This window comes from Aureimonas sp. N4, from assembly GCF_001463925.1.
Classification (GTDB): domain Bacteria; phylum Pseudomonadota; class Alphaproteobacteria; order Rhizobiales; family Rhizobiaceae; genus Aureimonas; species Aureimonas ureilytica_A.
The window spans coordinates 96,082-109,063 of sequence record NZ_BBWS01000055.1; the positions used below are offsets into that span (position 1 = coordinate 96,082).

Below are 12,982 nucleotides of genomic sequence, written 5' to 3' on the forward strand. Positions count from 1 at the left end.
TCAGGGCGCGGGCAGGCGGGACAGGAACTTGCCGAAGGTCAGGAGCCCCTCCGGCCAGGGCCCGTGCCCGCTATCGCCGTTCAGATGACCCGACTCGCCAGCGTCGATGAACAGCGAGCCCCAGGCCCCGGCGGCTTCCTCGGCCGCCTCGAAGCTGGAATAGGGGTCGTTTCGGCTGGCGACGACGACGGATGGGAAGGGAAGCGGATCGCGCGGATATGGCCCGAAGCTCATGAGATGCTTCGGCCGGATCGTGTCGTTCTCGACATCCGGCGGCGCCACGAAGAAGGCGCCCGCCACTTTCTTGCGAAACTGCGGGATGGCCTGCACGACGCTGGTGACGCCGAGCGAATGGGCGACGATCACCGGCGGGCGCTTGGCTGCGTTCACGGCTTCGGCGACGGTCTTGATCCAATCCTCGCGGACGGGTTTCGACCATTCGAGTTGCTGAACCCTCCGGGCCGTGGAAAGCTTCTGCTCCCAACGGGTCTGCCAGTGATGTTCGTCCGCTCCCTTGTATCCGGGAACAATGAGGATATCGGCTTCTGATACGCGCATCGCCCGCAGATGCGAGCGACGAGCCATCATGTCAAGAAGAGCGCTACAGAAGCGGGCTGATCAGGCGGGTGACGTTCTCGGTCAGCTGGACGAAGAAACCGCGCCGGGACCATTCCTCAAGCTTGAGGCGATGGCTCTTGTAGCGGTAATCGTCCTCGATCACGCGGAGATCGCGCACCACGTCTTCGCTATAGGCGATCAGCGTCACCTCGGAATTCAGCTCGAAGGAGCGCCGGTCCATATTGGCCGAGCCGATGATGGCGATGTCGTCGTCGATCGACAGGTGCTTGGCGTGCAGGAAGCGCTCCCGATAGAGCATGACCTCGACGCCGGCTTCCAGAAGCTCGTCGTAATAGGATTGCTGGGCCCGGTCGATCAGCCAGCTATTGGTGGTGGACGTCACGAAAAGCGTCACGCGCACGCCCTTCGACACCGCCGTTCGCATGGCAAGCAGCAGCGGCTCGTTCGGGATGAAATAGGGCGTTGCCAGCACCACACGTCGCCGAGCGCTGTAGATGAGGTCGGTGAAAAGAATATCGACACCGGCATCGGGATAATCCGGGCCGCTGGGCAGAACTTGCGCGGTGGCGGTGCGCTCCAGCGAGGGCGGCGGAGGCTCGGGCATGAGGTCCGGCGAGGCGATGTCCTCCTCGGTTTCCAGATACCAATCGCCGATGAAGATCGCCTGGAGTTCCAGAACCACCGGGCCTTCCACCCGCGCCATCAACTCGCGATAGAAGGTTTTCGGCTCGTATTCGATCCGGTGCATATTCTGCGATCCGACCCAGCCGATGCGCCCGTCCACCACTACGATCTTGCGGTGGTTGCGCAGATCGAGCCGGGTGGCCTGATTCCAGAACCGCAAGGGGAGGATCAGCCGAAGCTCTACGCCTGTGCCCTCCAAGCGCTTGGCGATGGCGCGCCGATCGCGAGAGGACCCGACCGCATCGATCAGGAGGCGGCATTTGACACCGCGCTTGGCTGCACGCTCCAGGGCGCTCAGAACACGATTCCCGGCCTGATCGTTCTGCAGGATATAGACCATGACATGGGCGTGGTGGACGGCGTGGTCAATATCCGTCGCGATCCGATCCACCACGCGGTTGTAGTCGGCGTCCAGCACGATGCGATTGTCCGGGAGAACCGGAAACCGGCCGATACGATGCACCAGACGCCCGGTGAGCTGGTGGTGCGGCCGCAAGGCACGCAGCGCACCCATGGCCCGCAGCGAGATATGGTCGATCGCCTTGCGGATGATGTCCGGCATGGCTTCCAGCCGGTCCCGCCGCCATTTCGGGTGCCGCGCATTGCCGACCGCGAGATAGAGCAGCAGCGCCGCCCAGGGCATGAAGAAGAACAGAAGCAGCCACGCCTGGGCCGCGACGGGCGAGCGCCGGAACGGAATATAGATGACGGCGCCGATCAGGATCGACCAACTCAACATGGCGATGAGAACCGGCCAGATCGTACCGTCGAGAAACTGAATCATTCTGCCCCGATGCCGCCATCCGCTGGGTTCAAGACTGGCGCCGCGAGGAACGCGCCTTGCCGGAGGCTCTGCCCGAGGATATGGGCACGGGCAAGATCGGGTCCAGCGTTCAAAGCCATATCCTCCGGCGGTTTGTTGTCCGTCGATCGATGCGGAACCCATCGGCGCCAAGACCTTTAACCGGCGGCGTCGAAGCAGGTGAAGGAAGCCAAAAGACCATGCTCCGCATCGTCTATGCCAACCTCGGCTATTCGCGCGCCATCGACGGGTCGCTGGGGCATCACGTCAAGCGCGTGCACCACCATGTCTTCACGACGCGTAACGTGCAGCTTCGCAGCCTTCATCATGTGCGGGACCGCCTGCGCGAATTGCGCCCGGACCTCAGCTGTTTCGTGGAAATCGATCGGGGCTCGCTGACCAACGGCTTCTTCGATCAGTCGCGTGCCCTGGTGGAGGATCACCACACCACCGTTCGGATCGACAACAAATACAGCGCCGAGCGCAAGTTCCGCCGCTTGTCGGTCTCTCGCGGCAAGTCCAACGCGTTTCTGGCATGCCGGCCGCTGACCTATGTCGCGCGCTATCTCTCAGTCGGAAAGAAGCGCTTGGTCTATGATTTGGAAATGGCCGGCATCCGGGTGCTCGTCGCGCATCTGTCGTTGCGATACCGGGTGCGGTGCGTTCAACTCGCCGAGCTTGCGCGCTGGGTGGAGGAGCGGGACGGGCCAAGTGTCGTGATCGGCGATTTCAACCTGTTTCGCGGCTCGGGCGAGCTACAGCCGCTTCTGGCCAGCGGGCGCATGGCCCATGCCAATGCGGATGCCGGCCCGACCTTCCGACTCGGCCCCTACAGAGCGACGCTCGACACCTGCCTGATCTCGCGCGATCTCATGAATCATTGCGAGCTTCACATTCTCGATCAGCCCTTTTCGGATCATCAGATGATCCAGCTCGATATCAAGGGTTTCGAGAGAAACGAAGCGCCGCCCCTGGCGACGCCGCTGCTGGTTTCGGCGCAAGCCGAGCCCGCCTGAGTGGGACGGGCGGCTCGCAGAATGGGCAAGCCGCCGAGCCCGGATCAGGCCGCTCCAAAGACGCGATTGAAGATCGTGTCCACATGCTTGGTGTGGTAACCCAAGTCGAACTTCTCGCGCAGGTCCGCTTCCGAGAGCGCAGCCGTCACGTCCTTGTCGGCCAAAAGCTCGGTGAGGAAGTCCGCGCCGTGCTCCCAGACCTTCATCGCGTTGCGCTGAACGAGACGATAGGCATCCTCGCGGCTGACGCCAGCCTGGGTCAGCGCCAAGAGGACGCGCTGCGAGTGAACAAGGCCCTTGAACTGGTTGAGGTTCTTGTCCATCCGCTCGGGGTAGACGAGCAGCTTGTCGATCACGCCGGTGAGGCGCGCCAGCGCGAAATCGAGCGTGATCGTCGCGTCGGGGCCGATATAGCGCTCGACCGAAGAGTGCGAGATATCCCGCTCATGCCAGAGCGCGACATTCTCCATCGCGGGAATGGCGAAGGAGCGGACCATACGGGCGAGACCCGTCAGGTTCTCGGTCAGAACTGGGTTGCGCTTGTGCGGCATGGCCGAGGAGCCCTTCTGGCCGGGCGAGAAATACTCCTCGGCTTCCAAGACTTCGGTGCGTTGAAGATGACGGATCTCGGTCGCGAGGCGCTCGATCGATGAGGCGATGACGCCGAGCGTCGCGAAATACATGGCATGGCGATCGCGTGGGATGACCTGCGTAGAGACCGGCTCCGGTTTGAGACCCAGCGCGGCGGCAACATGCTCTTCCACACGCGGGTCGATATTGGCGAAGGTGCCGACAGCGCCCGAGATCGCACAGGTTGCGATCTCCTCACGCGCGGCCACGAGGCGGTTGCGGCAGCGATCGAACTCGGCATAGGCGAGGGCGAGCTTGACGCCGAAGGTCGTGGGCTCCGCGTGGATGCCGTGCGAGCGGCCGATCGTCACCGTGTCCTTGTGCTCAAAGGCGCGGCGCTTGAGCGCGGCCAGAAGCGCGTCGAGATCGGCCAAAAGCAGGTCCGAAGCCCGCACGAGCTGGATGTTGAAGCAGGTGTCGAGCACGTCGGACGACGTCATTCCCTGATGGATGAAACGCGAGTCCGGGCCGACGAATTCGGCGAGATGCGTCAGGAAGGCAATGACATCGTGCTTCGTCTCACGTTCGATCTCATCGATCCGCTCGACATCGAACGTGGCCGCGCCGCCCTTTTCCCAGATCGTCTTGGCAGCGTCCTTGGGAATGACGCCGAGTTCGGCCAGCGCGTCGCAGGCATGGGCCTCGATCTCGAACCAGATGCGGAACTTGGTTTCCTGAGACCAGATGGACACCATTTGAGGTCTGGCATAGCGCGGGATCATGGGAGCGGCCTTGCAACGGAAAGGGATGAAAGGGCTCTAACAGAGCTCTTCTCCAGCCTCAATCCATGCTCGGGCGCGCTGAGGAACGGGATTAAGCCATGTCCCGCCACGCGAGAAGCGGCGCTGAGGTCGGAGCCGAAGCGGCATGGAAGACGCCGCGCGCGATCGCACGGGCCATGACGACGGAGGCGGCGGCCGCCAGTTCCAGTCGATCGGAGGGGCTGAGGTCGCGCGGCGCGGTTCCGGTGGCGGCGGAAAAGACGAGGTCGCCGTCGAAATCCGTATGGGCCGGATAGAGCGCCCGCGCGAAGCCGTCATGGGCGGCGACAGCGAGGCGCTTGAGTTCCGGCTTGCCGAGGTCGAGGTCGGTCGCGATGACGGCGATGGTCGTATGAGCACCCGCGCGAAGATCGAACTTCGTTCGCAGTCGGGATGCATCCTGGGGCAAGCGATGCGGGTGCCCAAGCCCGCCGAATTCGTCACCATATTCGAAAGGAGCGGCCCAGAAATGGTGGGACGAGCCGACCATCGGCGAGCCGACGGCATTGACCGCGACCAGCGCACCGACCATTGCGCCATTCCGCAGGACAGCTGATGCCGAGCCCAGCCCGCCTCGGCAGGTCGCGGTGGTCGCCCCCGTGCCGGCCCCGATGCTCCCCAGCGGAAAGTCGAAGCCCGCTTGTTCGGCCGCCGCCATCCCCAGCTCGCGGTAGGGCGAATGAAGGCCCCAATCCTTGTCGCCACCATTGGCGAGGTCGAACAGGATCGCGGCCGGCACGATGGGCACATATTGGCCGGCGACCTCGAACCCGCGCCCCCGAGCGCGCAACACGCTCTGAACACCCGAGGCCGCATCCAATCCGAAGGCCGAGCCACCGGAGAGAACTAGCGCATCGACTTGCTGCACGAGGTTCTGAGGGTTCAGAAGCTCCGTGTCGCGCGTTCCCGGCGCACCGCCCAGGATTTCGACTGCAGCATGGGCTGGCTGATCAAAGAGGATCGCGGTCGAGCCCGACAGAAGCTGATCGCAACTCGCGTTGCCGACCTGAAGGCCTCGAACGTCGGTGATGAGATTGCGCGGGCCGGGCTGCCACATGTTTCACCCCTGATTCTCGGTGACGAATCTGTCGCCCTGCCAGCGATAGACCTGAAATGGTACGACATCGGCAGAGCCTTGCGCGTCGAACCGAACCAGCCCGCCCGACGTCACGAAGGTTTCGGCGTCGAGCAAATCTTTCAGGGTGCGGCTTTCAGCCTTCGCCCGCCTGATGGCCTCGATCGCGATCTCCGTGCCGATCCGGGCGATGCGGGCATAGCCTTCATCCGCCGGCGCCGTCTCGCTTGGGATCCAGCTCACATCGAAGCCGGAGGCGATCGTCAGGACGCCATTGGGCAGCGGCACATCTCCCGGTTCGTCCAACAGCGACTCGCCGCTCGCGAACTGCAGGCCGGGGGTCACATCGAGCGCATCGCGCGCGACGATCGCCACATCGCGTCGCGTCCCGAAAACGAGGACATGACGCAACCCGCTCTGCGCAATCCGGCGCGCAAGGCCGAACTGTTTTTCCTCGGCGGGTCGGAAATTGTCGACAAGGGTCGGCCGAAGCCCTTGCGCTTCCAGAAGGCCGCGCACGGCCTCTGCCAGATCGCTTCCATAGGACGATCCGTCCTCCACGATGCCGAAGGGCTCGCCGTTCCAGCGCGCGCGAACGAAACTCGCGACGGCGGCAGCCTCCGCCCCTGAGCCCGGCGCCAGTCGCCAGATCAGGCCGCCGCCGTGCTCGCGCCTTGCCAGGACCTTGTCCGAGCGCGCTCCGATATCGAGCGTCGGGATGCCGGCTGCAGACAGAACGGGCAGGGCGCCTTCCAGCGCGCCGGTGCATAGAAAGCCGACTGCGATTTCGGCCCGAGCCGCGACGATCTTTTCGGCCGCTTCCCGTCCGGCGTCGCGCTCGCAACCCGTGTCGAAATCCGCGAGTGGCAGCGAGCTGCCGTCGACGGCCGCACGCGCGCCGTCAACGGCCTGTCGGCCGAGAATGGCGTTCGGGCCACTCAGCGGGACAGCGACAGCAATGCCGTCCGCCAAGGCTATGCGGGGCTTTGGTAGAAGCATCAGAAGGGTCGCAAGGACGATTCGCGGCGGCAGGGTCATACGGGGGAACCTAGCCCAACTCGGGAGGGCGACGCGAGACACGGGAGCTTAACTTGACCGGCCATTCTCGCGCCGTTTAACTCCGCCCGAAGGGCTCAGCCGCATCACGCGCCGGGCCGGACACGATAGGAGAATCAACCGCATGGCAGGCTCACCCAAGACCCTTCTGGCCGCCAGTTTGGCTGCCTTGACCTTCAGCGCGTCCCCGGCTGCTTTCGCGCAGGACGCGGCGGTCAAGCTCGGCTTCATCGGCGGCATCACAGGGCCGATCGAGAGCCTCATGCCACCGATCACCAATGCGGCCAAGCTCGCGATTGCCGAGGTGAACGAGCAGGGCGGCATCGGCAAGAATGGCGCGAAGGTCGAGATGGTCATCGGCGACGATGGCTGCATCGACGCGGCCCGCGCTTCCGACGCTGCCGACCGTCAGGTTAACTCGGAAAAGGTGGCGGGCATCGTCGGCGCCATGTGCTCGGGTGCGACCATCGCGGCGGCCAATGCGGCGGCTATACCCGGCGGCGTGGTCATGGTTTCGCCGGCTTCGACCTCGCCCGCTGTCTCGGCCTTGAAGGACAAGGATCTCGTCTTCCGCACCGCCCCGTCCGATGCCTATCAGGGTGAGGTTCTGGCGCGCGTCGTCAAGAAGAACGGCATCAACGAAGTCGCCGTCACCTACGTGAACAACGATTATGGCACCGGCTTCGCCCAGTCCTTCAAAACCGCCTTCGAGGCGGCGGGCGGCAAGGTACTGGCATCCGAAGCGCATGAGGACGGCAAAGCCGATTATCGCGCCGAGATCGGCTCGCTGGCGTCTTCGGGCGCGCCGGCGCTCGTGGTTCTCGCCTATGTCGATGGCTCGGGCGGGCGCATCGTTTCGCAGGCCCGCGAGACCGGCGACTTCTCGACCTTTATCGGCGGCGACGGCATGGTCGGCGCGGCGCTGACCAATGTCAGCGGCGGCGACGAGAAGCTGATCCTGACCCGGCCGGGTGGCAGTGCGGCAGCGGGCGCGGCGAAGTTCGCGGAAGCGGCGAAGGCGGCCAATCTCGACCCGGCGGCGACCTATGCCGCAACCTCCTACGACGCGACTTTCGCCCTGCTTCTGGCGCTCGAAAAGACCGGGGGAAGCCGCGAGGGCCTGTCGGCGGCGCTGCGCGACGTAACCAGCCATTCCGGCGAGGTCGTCCTGCCCGGCGAATGGAAGAAGGCCAAGGCGCTGATCGATGCCGGCCAGAAGGTCAATTACGAGGGCGCGTCCGGCTCGCTCGAGTTCGACGCCAATGGTGACGTGCCGGGCTCATATGACGAGGTCACCGTCAAGGACGGGAAGATCGTTCCGGTCGGCCCCGCGCAGTAAGATTAATAAGGCCCCGTCCGCGGAATCGGACGGGGCCTTTTTCTCAATCCTTCAAGGGGTCGTGGCCCCAGTTCATCAGTGAATAGCGCCAGTTCGTATCTTTGATGTCGCCCTTGGGCTTCTGCTTCGAATGGCGTTTGATGTAGCCGATGACCTTCTGCATATGCGCCCACTGATCGTCCGTCAGATCGGCTTTCTTGGTGTGTTTGATCTCGATGATCGCATGGCCGGACTTGTGGCCGACGGACTCACCACCCGTCTCACCCTTCTGGCCGACCTCTTTCGACTCTGCGGAGTCCAGCCATTTTTCGAGTTCGCTCGGCGTCATATTCACCAGCGAACGAAACTCGTCCCAAATCTCCTGATGGTCATCTGTCGCCATGGCTCTGCTCCGTTGCCCGATCTTGGCTGGCGCAACGGGGTGATGCGGCGGCGGTTCCGAAGAAGCCGCCGCACCTGCCTGATCTAGTGTCGCAGCCGTTCGGGCAGAACCCCATCAGGCGCAAAGCGCAGGACAAGCGTGATGGTGAGGCCGATGACGAAGACGCGCATCTGCAGCGCGCGCGAGTCGAGATCGGCGGGCGGGACCCAGCCGAACCAGGACGAGCCCCAATCGCGCGCCAAAGCGAAGAGCGACAGGGCGGCCGGCTCCGACATGGTCCAGACGATGTAGACGAAGACCGCGCCGAAGATCGCGCCGCGATTGTTGCCCGCGCCGCCGAGGATCACCATCACCCAGATCAGGAACGTGTGGTTCAGGTCCACGAAGCCGGACGGGTCGAAGATCGAGGTGAAGTGAACCAGGATCGCGCCGCCGAGGCCCATGAGCATGGCGCCGAGAACGAAGATTTCCATCCTCCGCCCGTCCACATTCTTGCCCATCGAACTTGCCGCCGCCTCGTTGTCCCGGATGGCGCGCATCATACGCCCCCAGGGGGCGCGGTAGGCGCGTTCCAGAAGCAGCGTGACCACGATTAGGATGAGAGCCGTCAGCGCGAGATAGAGGCTGCGCGCCCAGAGGAAACCGATCTCGTTCGGCGTCGGCACGGGCCAGGGCAGAGGCGAGACGGTGAGCGTGCCGCGTGTCAGCCAGTCGGCATTCTTGAGGAAGGTCTTGATGATCTGCGCGATGCCGAGCGTCGCAATCGCGAGGTAATCGGCGCGCAGACCGAGGCAGATTTTGCCGATCACGAAGGCGATCCCCCCCGCGACGATGCCAGCCGCGATCCACCCGACCGCGACAGGCAAGCCGAATCCGCCGATAAAGCCAGCCTCGGCTTCGATGGCCGTGGTGGCCGGGTCGAACTTGGCTGAGACCAGCATGAAGGCGATGGCCGCCGTCGCCAGCGTCATGGCGGTGACGAGCCCCTTCGGCACACCGATGCGCCTCGCCTGCGACACGAGGGCAACCAGCAAAACCGCGCCGAACAACCAAACCAGCGCCTCGCCCAGCATCGGCGCGCCCGTCCCCGCCCAGAAGGCCGGGTTGACCGGAAAGGTCATGAGGACCGAGGCCGCCGCGCCCGCGACGATGAAGCCCATGATGCCGACATTGAAGAGGCCGGCATAGCCCCACTGGATGTTCAGGCCGACCGCAATGACCGCATAGGCCGCCGCTTCCACGAGCATCCGCGTCGCATAGGCCGAGCCCTGCAGCGCATAGATGATAAGCACGAGCGCCAAAAGCGCGGCGACGAGCAGGATTTCGCGGCGAAGCCCGCTCGCCGGGCGAGCACGAGAGGCGGAAGCATCAGTCATCAGAACACCCGTCCCTTGAAGATGCCGGTCGGCCGGTAGATCAGGACGGCCACGAGAATGAAGAAGGGCACGACGAGCCGATATTCCGTTGGCACCATGGCGAGGCTCGCCGGGATTTCCGTTCCGGCTGGAAGCCAATCCCGGAAGGGCCGCAGTAGAACCGAGAAGTTGAAAACCGCCAGCGTCTCGGCAAAGCCGATGAGATAGCCGCCCGCGATCGCGCCATAGGGCTGGCCGATGCCGCCGACGATGGCGGCGGCGAAGATCGGCAGGAGGATGTTGTAGGCGAGGTCGGGCTTCAGCTGCACGTCCATCGCCAGCATCGTCCCCGCGATGGCGGCGAGGCCCCCACCGATCGCCCAGGTCGCCTTGACGACACGCTCGATCGGAATGCCCGTCACGCGCGCCAGATCGGGATTGTCCGAGACGGCGCGCATGGCCTTGCCAAGGCGCGAGCGCGTCAGAAACAGATGCAGCGCGATGACCGAGAGAATCGTGAGCGCGATGAGCACGAGCTGCGGCTCGGTTAGAATGATGGGGCGTCCGCCGGTCGGGATGCGATAGATCGCCTTGGGTGCGTCCAGATACATGTCGCGCGAGCCGGTGCCGCCGAACAGGCGGATCACGCCTTGGAGCATCAGCGTGACGCCGATCGACGCCATGACCAGCACGACGGGCTTCGCCCCCCGCCGGCGCAGCGGCTGGTAGAAGGCCTTGTCTAGCCCGATGGCGAACAGCGCCGTCAGCCCCATCACGACAGGCAAGAGCGCCAGCACGAGCGGAATGGGCAGGCTGACGCCGAGCGTCGAAAGAAGGCCTGCCAGTGCCAGCGCGATGAAGGCGCTCGCCGTCATCATGTCGCCATGGGCGAAATGCGCAAAGCGCAGAATGCCGAAGATCAGCGTCACGCCGACTGCACCCAGCGCATAGACGGAGCCGATGATCAGCCCGCCGACCACGCCGCGATTGATGAAAAAGATCAGCTCGTCCACGGCTGGCCCCGTTGTCTTGATGCTGGCGTCAGCCGCCGAGGAAGGATTTCGCGACGTCGGGATCGGCGAGAAGCGCCGCGCCGCTATCGGTGAATCGATTGCGCCCGCCGGCGAGCACGAAACCCTTGTGCGCGATCCCCAGCGCCTGCTTGGCGTTCTGCTCCACCATCGCGACGGTCACGCCGGTCGCGTTGATGGCGAGGATGCGATCGAAAATCTCGCTCATGAAGAGCGGTGATAGGCCGGCCGTCGGCTCGTCCAGAAGGATCAGCTTGGGATCGATCATCAGCGCGCGACCAACCGCCACCATCTGGCGCTGGCCGCCCGACAACTCGCCCGCCGGCTGGTTTCGCTTGGCCTTCAGCGGCGGGAAGATCTCGTAGACGCGATCGAGAAGGGCAGACACGTCATCCTTGCGGACATAGGCGCCCATTTCCAAGTTCTCGTGCACACTCAATGTCCGAAAGACATTGTGCTCCTGCGGCACGAAGGCCATGCGGAGAGCGCTGAGGCTCTCGGTCGGCCGGTTGGTGATGTCCTGCCCGTCGAAGGTGATGGAGCCGGAGGACACGCGCAGCAGTCCGAAAATGGCCTTGAGAGTCGTGGACTTGCCCGCGCCGTTGGGTCCGACGATGACGCCGATTTCGCCCGCTTCCAGCGAGATATCGACGCCGTTCAGAATGGTGGCCGCGCCATAGCCGGCGACGACACCGCGAACCGAAAGAAGGCTCATGCCGTGGTTCCGGGCAGGCTGGTGGCGTGTCCTGTGGGCGAGCCGCCGAAATAGGCTTCCACCACACGCTCGTCGGCCTGGATCTCGGCGAGCGAGTCTTTCATCATGACCGACCCGGCCGCCATGACGACGACGGGGTCGCAGAGGCGGCCGATCAGGTCCATATCGTGCTCGATGACGAAGAACGTGTAGCCGCGCTCGCGGTTAAGCCGTTCGATATTGCTGGCGAGATCGTTGAGAAGCGTGCGGTTCACGCCGGCGGCGATTTCGTCGAGCAGCACGACCTTGGCATCCACCATCATGGTGCGGCCGAGTTCGACCAGCTTCTTCTGGCCGCCAGAGAGATTGCCGGCCAGCTCGTTCTGCACATGGCCGATCTGGAGAAAGTCCACGACCTCTTCGGCGCGCTCGCGCACGCCGCGCTCGAACTCTCGCACCTTGCGACCGCGAAACCAAGCGTCGAACAGGTTCTCGCCGGGCTGACCCGCCGGCACCATCATCAGGTTTTCCAGAACGGTGAGGCGCGAGAACTCATGGGCGATCTGGAAGGTGCGCAGGAGGCCACGGCCGAAAAGCTGATGCGGCTTCAGGCCCGTGATCTCCCGACCATCCAGAAAGATGGCGCCCGAACTCGGCTCCAGATTGCCGGCCACCATGTTGAACAGGGTCGACTTACCGGCACCGTTCGGCCCGATCAGCCCGGTAATGCTGCCCTTCTCGACGGAAAGACTGCAATCATTGACCGCCACGAAGCCGCCGAAGCGACGGGTGACTTTCTTGACTTCGATCATTGGAGCCATGACGGGTCGCTCCGTTCGGCGGGCGCATGTGATGCGACGATGAAAGGCGAAGCGGCCCCCATACGCGATGCCGGTGATTTGTCAAATCCCGAGCGACCGCGAAAGGACCGGGCGCAGGGCCATTCATTCTTCAACAGACTCTTCTATCTTAAGCGGACGACTTGCATCCTCCGCGAGTCGGGAAGCTCTGGGAAAAGCCTTGTGTTGAAGTCCGGTGTCGCCTCTCATCCCCCTGCCGACCGCGTGCATTTCCGGGAGGCGATGAGCTATTTCGCCGCGCCGGTCTGTCTCGTGACGACGGATGGTCCGGCCGGCCGACGAGGCGTGACGGTGACGTCGGTCTGTTCCGTCTCCGACGAACCGCCGACGGTTCTCTTCTGCTTGAACCAGACCAGTCTGGCGAACACGCGGTTCGACCAGAACGGTGTCTTTGCGGTCAATCTTCTGGCATCCCATAACGAGCCGGTCGCGCGCGCCTTCGCGGGAGAAGGCCAGTTGGAGCTCGAAGCGCGATTTGCCGCAGGGCGTTGGACGCGTCTCGTCACGGATGCGCCCGTTCTCATGGACGCGCTGATCAGCTTCGATTGCCGCGTGATCGACAGCCGCCCGGTTGCTACGCACCGCGTGATCGTCGGCGAGGTTCTGGCCATCGGGGAGCCGACGGCCGGCAACAGCCTTTTGTATCGCGCACGAAGGTATCATAGCCTCTGAAACGGTTCCGCGCGGGCGAAGCTACAGTCATCTGGGAGGATGAAGA

At 64.2% G+C, this 12,982-nt stretch carries 13 protein-coding genes; 3 read left to right on the top strand and 10 right to left on the bottom strand.

The window, feature by feature from the left end:
• Together AUL28_RS18940 and cls are read right to left on the bottom strand one after the other, a co-directional pair.
• On the bottom strand, positions 1–558 hold the full coding sequence (locus tag AUL28_RS18940) for an RBBP9/YdeN family alpha/beta hydrolase (RefSeq protein ID WP_062235989.1): 558 nt from the start codon (positions 556–558) through the stop codon (positions 1–3).
• Positions 559–601: 43 nt separating this feature from the next.
• Positions 602–2,047, bottom strand: a complete 1,446-nt coding sequence (gene cls / locus AUL28_RS18945; RefSeq protein ID WP_058602316.1) for a cardiolipin synthase — start codon at positions 2,045–2,047, stop codon at positions 602–604.
• A gap of 218 nt (positions 2,048–2,265) precedes the next feature.
• On the opposite strand from cls, the gene AUL28_RS18950 reads away from it, so the two are divergent.
• On the top strand, positions 2,266–3,081 hold the full coding sequence (locus AUL28_RS18950) for an endonuclease/exonuclease/phosphatase family protein (protein ID WP_062235735.1): 816 nt from the start codon (positions 2,266–2,268) through the stop codon (positions 3,079–3,081).
• A 44-nt stretch (positions 3,082–3,125) separates the two neighbouring features.
• Here AUL28_RS18950 and purB read toward each other — a convergent pair whose 3' ends face one another.
• From purB to AUL28_RS18965, 3 genes are all read right to left on the bottom strand, one after another.
• On the bottom strand, positions 3,126–4,433 hold the full coding sequence (gene purB / locus AUL28_RS18955; protein ID WP_062235738.1) for an adenylosuccinate lyase: 1,308 nt from the start codon (positions 4,431–4,433) through the stop codon (positions 3,126–3,128).
• Between the two features lie 91 nt (positions 4,434–4,524).
• On the bottom strand, positions 4,525–5,529 hold the full coding sequence (locus tag AUL28_RS18960) for a P1 family peptidase (protein WP_062235741.1): 1,005 nt from the start codon (positions 5,527–5,529) through the stop codon (positions 4,525–4,527).
• 3 nt (positions 5,530–5,532) lie between these two features.
• Entirely contained in the window at positions 5,533–6,585 is a 1,053-nt protein-coding gene (locus tag AUL28_RS18965; RefSeq protein ID WP_082640578.1) for an ABC transporter substrate-binding protein, read from the bottom strand.
• 142 nt (positions 6,586–6,727) lie between these two features.
• Between AUL28_RS18965 and AUL28_RS18970 the strand changes: the two genes are divergently transcribed.
• The gene (locus AUL28_RS18970) at positions 6,728–7,942 is read left to right on the top strand and encodes an ABC transporter substrate-binding protein (protein ID WP_062235745.1); all 1,215 of its coding nucleotides are present in this window, start codon (positions 6,728–6,730) and stop codon (positions 7,940–7,942) included.
• Positions 7,943–7,985: 43 nt separating this feature from the next.
• Here AUL28_RS18970 and AUL28_RS18975 read toward each other — a convergent pair whose 3' ends face one another.
• The 5 genes from AUL28_RS18975 to AUL28_RS18995 all read right to left on the bottom strand — a co-directional run bounded on the left by AUL28_RS18975 (position 7,986) and on the right by AUL28_RS18995 (position 12,216).
• The gene (locus tag AUL28_RS18975; RefSeq protein WP_058635383.1) at positions 7,986–8,324 is read right to left on the bottom strand and encodes a DUF3140 domain-containing protein; all 339 of its coding nucleotides are present in this window, start codon (positions 8,322–8,324) and stop codon (positions 7,986–7,988) included.
• 83 nt (positions 8,325–8,407) lie between these two features.
• Positions 8,408–9,700 (bottom strand): branched-chain amino acid ABC transporter permease, encoded by a 1,293-nt coding sequence (locus tag AUL28_RS18980; RefSeq protein ID WP_062235748.1) that lies wholly within the window; start codon positions 9,698–9,700, stop codon positions 8,408–8,410.
• The gene (locus tag AUL28_RS18985; protein WP_058635381.1) at positions 9,700–10,692 is read right to left on the bottom strand and encodes a branched-chain amino acid ABC transporter permease; all 993 of its coding nucleotides are present in this window, start codon (positions 10,690–10,692) and stop codon (positions 9,700–9,702) included. Before AUL28_RS18985 ends, AUL28_RS18980 begins: the two co-directional genes overlap by 1 nt.
• 28 nt (positions 10,693–10,720) lie before the next feature.
• Complete coding sequence (locus AUL28_RS18990; RefSeq protein ID WP_062235751.1) at positions 10,721–11,425, bottom strand: ABC transporter ATP-binding protein; 705 nt, start codon at positions 11,423–11,425, stop codon at positions 10,721–10,723.
• The gene (locus AUL28_RS18995) at positions 11,422–12,216 is read right to left on the bottom strand and encodes an ABC transporter ATP-binding protein (RefSeq protein WP_244493573.1); all 795 of its coding nucleotides are present in this window, start codon (positions 12,214–12,216) and stop codon (positions 11,422–11,424) included. The genes AUL28_RS18990 and AUL28_RS18995 overlap by 4 nt, the downstream gene beginning before the upstream one ends.
• A 210-nt stretch (positions 12,217–12,426) precedes the next feature.
• Here AUL28_RS18995 and AUL28_RS19000 point away from each other — a divergent pair, with 210 nt between their 5' ends.
• Positions 12,427–12,936, top strand: coding sequence for a flavin reductase (locus AUL28_RS19000; RefSeq protein WP_306302770.1), 510 nt, complete (start codon positions 12,427–12,429; stop codon positions 12,934–12,936).
• Positions 12,937–12,982 lie beyond the last annotated feature (46 nt).

What these genes read in the sequence shown, in the direction of transcription:
- AUL28_RS18940 (WP_062235989.1), bottom strand. Translation starts at nt 558, where the DNA reads ATGCGCGTATCAGAAGCCGATATCCTCATTGTTCCCGGATACAAGGGA.
- cls (WP_058602316.1), bottom strand. Translation starts at nt 2,047, where the DNA reads ATGATTCAGTTTCTCGACGGTACGATCTGGCCGGTTCTCATCGCCATG.
- AUL28_RS18950 (WP_062235735.1), top strand. Translation starts at nt 2,266, where the DNA reads ATGCTCCGCATCGTCTATGCCAACCTCGGCTATTCGCGCGCCATCGAC.
- purB (WP_062235738.1), bottom strand. Translation starts at nt 4,433, where the DNA reads ATGATCCCGCGCTATGCCAGACCTCAAATGGTGTCCATCTGGTCTCAG.
- AUL28_RS18960 (WP_062235741.1), bottom strand. Translation starts at nt 5,529, where the DNA reads ATGTGGCAGCCCGGCCCGCGCAATCTCATCACCGACGTTCGAGGCCTT.
- AUL28_RS18965 (WP_082640578.1), bottom strand. Translation starts at nt 6,585, where the DNA reads ATGACCCTGCCGCCGCGAATCGTCCTTGCGACCCTTCTGATGCTTCTA.
- AUL28_RS18970 (WP_062235745.1), top strand. Translation starts at nt 6,728, where the DNA reads ATGGCAGGCTCACCCAAGACCCTTCTGGCCGCCAGTTTGGCTGCCTTG.
- AUL28_RS18975 (WP_058635383.1), bottom strand. Translation starts at nt 8,324, where the DNA reads ATGGCGACAGATGACCATCAGGAGATTTGGGACGAGTTTCGTTCGCTG.
- AUL28_RS18980 (WP_062235748.1), bottom strand. Translation starts at nt 9,700, where the DNA reads ATGACTGATGCTTCCGCCTCTCGTGCTCGCCCGGCGAGCGGGCTTCGC.
- AUL28_RS18990 (WP_062235751.1), bottom strand. Translation starts at nt 11,425, where the DNA reads ATGAGCCTTCTTTCGGTTCGCGGTGTCGTCGCCGGCTATGGCGCGGCC.
- AUL28_RS18995 (WP_244493573.1), bottom strand. Translation starts at nt 12,216, where the DNA reads ATGATCGAAGTCAAGAAAGTCACCCGTCGCTTCGGCGGCTTCGTGGCG.